Annotated in this window: 5 protein-coding genes; all 5 read left to right on the plus strand. The window is 48.7% G+C overall.

The window, feature by feature from the left end; genetic code table 11:
* Window positions 1-167, plus strand: a 167-nt coding sequence (locus AC1U9U_RS15610; protein ID WP_479961480.1) for a BMC domain-containing protein, incomplete at its 5' end; no start/stop codon positions are given.
* Between the two features lie 20 nt (window positions 168-187).
* Complete coding sequence (gene eutL, locus AC1U9U_RS15615; protein ID WP_479961476.1) at window positions 188-835, plus strand: ethanolamine utilization microcompartment protein EutL; 648 nt, start codon at window positions 188-190, stop codon at window positions 833-835.
* Between the two features lie 16 nt (window positions 836-851).
* Window positions 852-2,321, plus strand: a complete 1,470-nt coding sequence (locus AC1U9U_RS15620; RefSeq protein ID WP_479961477.1) for an acetaldehyde dehydrogenase (acetylating) — start codon at window positions 852-854, stop codon at window positions 2,319-2,321.
* A 28-nt stretch (window positions 2,322-2,349) separates the two neighbouring features.
* Entirely contained in the window at window positions 2,350-2,661 is a 312-nt protein-coding gene (locus AC1U9U_RS15625; RefSeq protein WP_479961478.1) for a BMC domain-containing protein, read from the plus strand.
* Window positions 2,662-2,723: 62 nt separating this feature from the next.
* Entirely contained in the window at window positions 2,724-4,097 is a 1,374-nt protein-coding gene (gene pduL / locus AC1U9U_RS15630) for a phosphate propanoyltransferase (RefSeq protein ID WP_479961479.1), read from the plus strand.
* The last annotated feature ends 107 nt before the right edge of the window (window positions 4,098-4,204 follow it).

Raw genomic sequence — 4,204 nt, forward strand, 5'->3', positions numbered from 1 at the left:
CCTCGGTTGATGCCGGTGCCGCGGCCGCAGAGCGAGTGGGCGAACTAATGAGCTGTCATGTCATTCCCCGTCCTCATCAGGAATTAGAGCAAATTCTCCCCAAACTACCTACAATTGAGGAGAAGCCTAAAACCAAAGCAACCGACACCGGAAAGCAAGATAAATAAGGTAAGTAGGGAGGATTATTATGATTGAGCCTATTAAGCCTCAAGTCCTAGCCGTTCGGCTCATACCCAATGTTGCCCCCGACCTGGCGGCGCAGCTTGGCTTGAAAGAATATCAGCGTTCCATCGGCATGATCACTTCAAACATTGATGATTCCACCTATACAGCTTTGGATGAGGCTACCAAAAAGGCGGAAGTCGAAGTGGTTTATGCTAAGAGCTTTTATGCCGGCGCAGCTCATGCTTCCGGTCCCCGCTCGGGAGAAATTATCGGTATTTTGGCCGCTCCTAATCCGGCTGAAGTACGGGCGGGAGTGGATGCCTGTATCGACCATTTGGAAAATGAGGCTTTCTTCTATACCTGTGATGGCGGAAAAACCGCCTGGTATCCCCATACCATTTCGCGAACCGGCAGCTATCTTTCTAAGATGGCCGGGATTCGGGAAGGAGAGCCTTTAGCCTATTTGATCGCCCCGCCGCTAGAGGCGGTTTATGGGATTGATGCTGCCCTCAAAGCCGCTGAGGTGGAAATGCAGGTCTTCTATGGACCGCCCACCGAAACTAACTTCGGCGGTGCCTTGCTAACCGGTTCCCAAAGTGCTTGTCGGGCGGCTTGTGAAGCTTTCCAACGGGCGGTAATTGATGTGGTAGAAAATGGCCTGAAGTTCTAAAGAAGGAGGGAGTCTCATGGAACTGGATCATGACTTAGCCTCCTTGCAGGAAGCTCGTAACCTAGTCCGAGCAGCACGTAGGGCCCAGGAAGTTTTAAAAAATTTCACCCAAGAGCAGATCGATCGTATCGTCCGTTTTATGGCTGAAGCAGGGGAGGCCAATGCTGCAAATCTAGCGATGATGGCCGTGTCCGAAACGGGAATGGGCAAATACGAGGATAAGTGCGTAAAGAATGTTTTTGCCTCCCATCATCTTTATGAATACATCAAGGATATGCAAACGGTGGGGATTATTGAAGAAGACCCCATCCACAAACTTTGGAAAATTGCCGAACCGGTTGGTGTTATCGTAGGTATTGTGCCAACCACCAACCCTACGTCCACGGTAATTTACAAAGCGCTAATCGCCTTAAAAGCCAGAAATGCCATCGTCTTTTCACCTCACCCCAGCGCTGTACGCTGTACAAAGGAAGCCGCTAAAATTATGCATGAAGCTGCTGTTGCCGCAGGGGCACCGGAAGGTGCAATAACCTGTTTAAGCAAGGTGACGATGGGAGCCACTAATGAGCTAATGCGACACCCTGATACGGCATTGATTTTAGCTACAGGAGGAAGTGGTCTGGTCAAAGCGGCGTATTCCAGTGGTAAGCCGGCTTTAGGAGTGGGTCCCGGCAATGTGCCTGCCTTTGTCGAGCGAAGTGCCGATCTGGCCCAGGCTGCCGAACATATTATCGTTGGCAAGACCTTTGATAATGGAACGATTTGTGCTTCAGAACAAGCAGTGGTCGCCGAAGATTGCATTGCTGATGAGTTAATAAGACACCTAAAAAATCTCGGAGCCCATTTTGTTAACCCTGAGGAAGCGCCAAAGCTGGCCAAGGTAGTGATGTTGCCTCAAGGGGGCATGAATCCGAAAGTTGTGGGTAAAGATGCCAGGTTTGTTGCTAACCTGGCGGGGATCAACGTTCCGGAGCAGACGAAATGTTTAGTGGTACCTTTACAGGGAGTAGGTCCTCAATACCCCTTAGCTTATGAAAAATTGACTACCGTCCTCGGTTTTTATCGGGTGCGGGATTGGCATGAAGGCTGTGAACGCTGTATTGAATTGTTGCAGGCGGGAGGACTTGGTCATAGTTTAGTCATCCACAGTCAAAACATGGATATAATTCGTGAATTTAGTTTGAAAAAGCCGATTTTCCGGGTTCTCGTCAATACACCTTCCTCATTGGGAGGGGTTGGTGCAACGACGGGTCTTGCTCCCTCTTTTACTTTAGGCTGCGGAACTTGGGGGGGATCAAGCGTTTCCGATAATGTAACCCCACTGCATCTGATCAATATTAAGAGGGTCGCCTGGAATATTACCGACCATAAAGATATTTTGGGCGGGGGAGAAATCCCGAATCAGGCAGTGGAAAATGCCAATCCGGGCTTAGTTCAAGAGATTGTCGAACAGGTAATTCGCCATTTAAACAGCAGCAGATGTTAAGCGATTAAATCCATAAGGAGGGTACATTATGGTACAGGAACGCAGTGTAATTGCTTTAGGAATGATTGAAACCAAAGGATTGATTCCCGCTATTGAAGCCGCCGACCAGATGTTAAAGGCAGCAAACGTTACCCTTTGCGGTAAAGAACATGTTACGGGAGGCTTAGTCTCGGTCATGGTTCGCGGTGATGTGGGTGCGGTTAAAGCGGCGGTGGATGCCGGAGCGGCTGCAGCCCAGCGGGTTGGGGAGCTGTTAAGTGTTCATGTTATTCCCAGGCCCCATCGAGATGTAGAATTCATTCTTCCCATCGGTGATAACAAAGCTTTTGGTGAAAAGTAGTTTGAAGCACCTTAAAGCCAGGAATCTGGAAAGCTAGTTTTTTGTAGACAAGAGGTGAGGACTTGATTATTACAGAGTTCGAACTCAGAGCAAATTGGCATAAAACGAAGGACAAAGTGATTAACCTCCCGGCAGGGAGTGTTATTACCCCTTCAGCACGGGATTTTATCCGCTCCAAAGGTATTCAAGTACAGATCGAGGGAGACGGTATTTATGATCTGAACAAAAACACCTTTGCCAATGCCGAGCATACCCGGAATCGAGGGGATCGTTCCGTGCCACAAGAGTCCAAAACCTTAAAACCGGAGCATATGACTCATCTTCATCAGGGGAACTTAGTAAATAAAAATCACCCGATCATCGCGTTACGGGGTCAGCTGGATCTCCTGCAAACTGAGTGTGTGGAGGCTCAAGTATTCTTCCATGAACAAGGAGAACAGGAATTGGTCCAAAAATTAGAGGAAATTACAACCTTGCTGCGGGGATTAATGGTCGCGGAGGTTAAGGCGGAGCCCTTGATTTTCAATGGTCTATTCGGTTTAACCTCTGAAGAGATCCGCGAGCACTCTCATCATCCTAAAAAGTACTACGGGGTACCACACTCCCCCTTAAGCTATACTCATGGCCCTATCGTCAGCAAACTCCAACATCTACGGGCAAAAGTCAGGGAAGTGGAGCTTTATGCCAATCGGGCCTTTACCAATGAGCGGGCCGAATGCTCACGACCGGATATTATTCTCGTGTTAAATCGCTTATCCAGCGTCTTCTATATTTTAGCCTGTGAGGTGCGAGGTAGGAATTTAGCCCCGACAAGCAAGAAGCTGTCTGAAGATGGTCGGAGCAAAAAAGAACCTGAAAAAGGCAGGGTACCGATAGCTATTTCCAACCGCCATGTTCATCTTGCGGAAGAAGATTTATGGATCCTTTTTGGTTATGGTTATGAATTAACCAAACAAAAGGATCTTTCCCAACCGGGACAGTTTGCCGCAAATGAAACAGTAACCCTGGTAGGTCCGAAAGGAACACTGGAAAATGTGCGTATTCTCGGTCCTGTTCGCAGTAAGACCCAAGTAGAGTTAAGTGTTACGGACTGTTTTGCTCTAGGGATTTCCCCTGTGCTGCGGGAATCCGGAGATCATCACGGAACTCCGGGCTGTATCCTTGCCGGACCGGCCGGGAGTATTGAATTGGCTAGCGGTGTCATAGTTGCCAACCGCCATATCCATCTTCAACCTAAAGATGCGGAAATTCTCAAGCTTAAGGATGGGGACAAAGTAAAAGTGCAGGTTTTAAGCCAACGGCCCCTGATTTTAGATGAGGTCCAGGTCCGGGTTCACCCTGCTTACCAAAAGGAAATGCATCTGGATCGGGATGAGGGTAATGCAGCCTTTATCGGTACCACAGGTCAAGGCCTGATCCTGGGGGGAGAGTCATGAATGAGGAACTCATCCGGCAGCTGGTACTGCAGCTCTTAGAAAACCAAGAAATTCAATCCCTAATTAAGCATAGCACTCCGGGAGCAGAACTTCCTAAGGGGTTGGTC

The sequence above is a fragment of the Desulfitobacterium sp. genome, assembly GCF_982384815.1.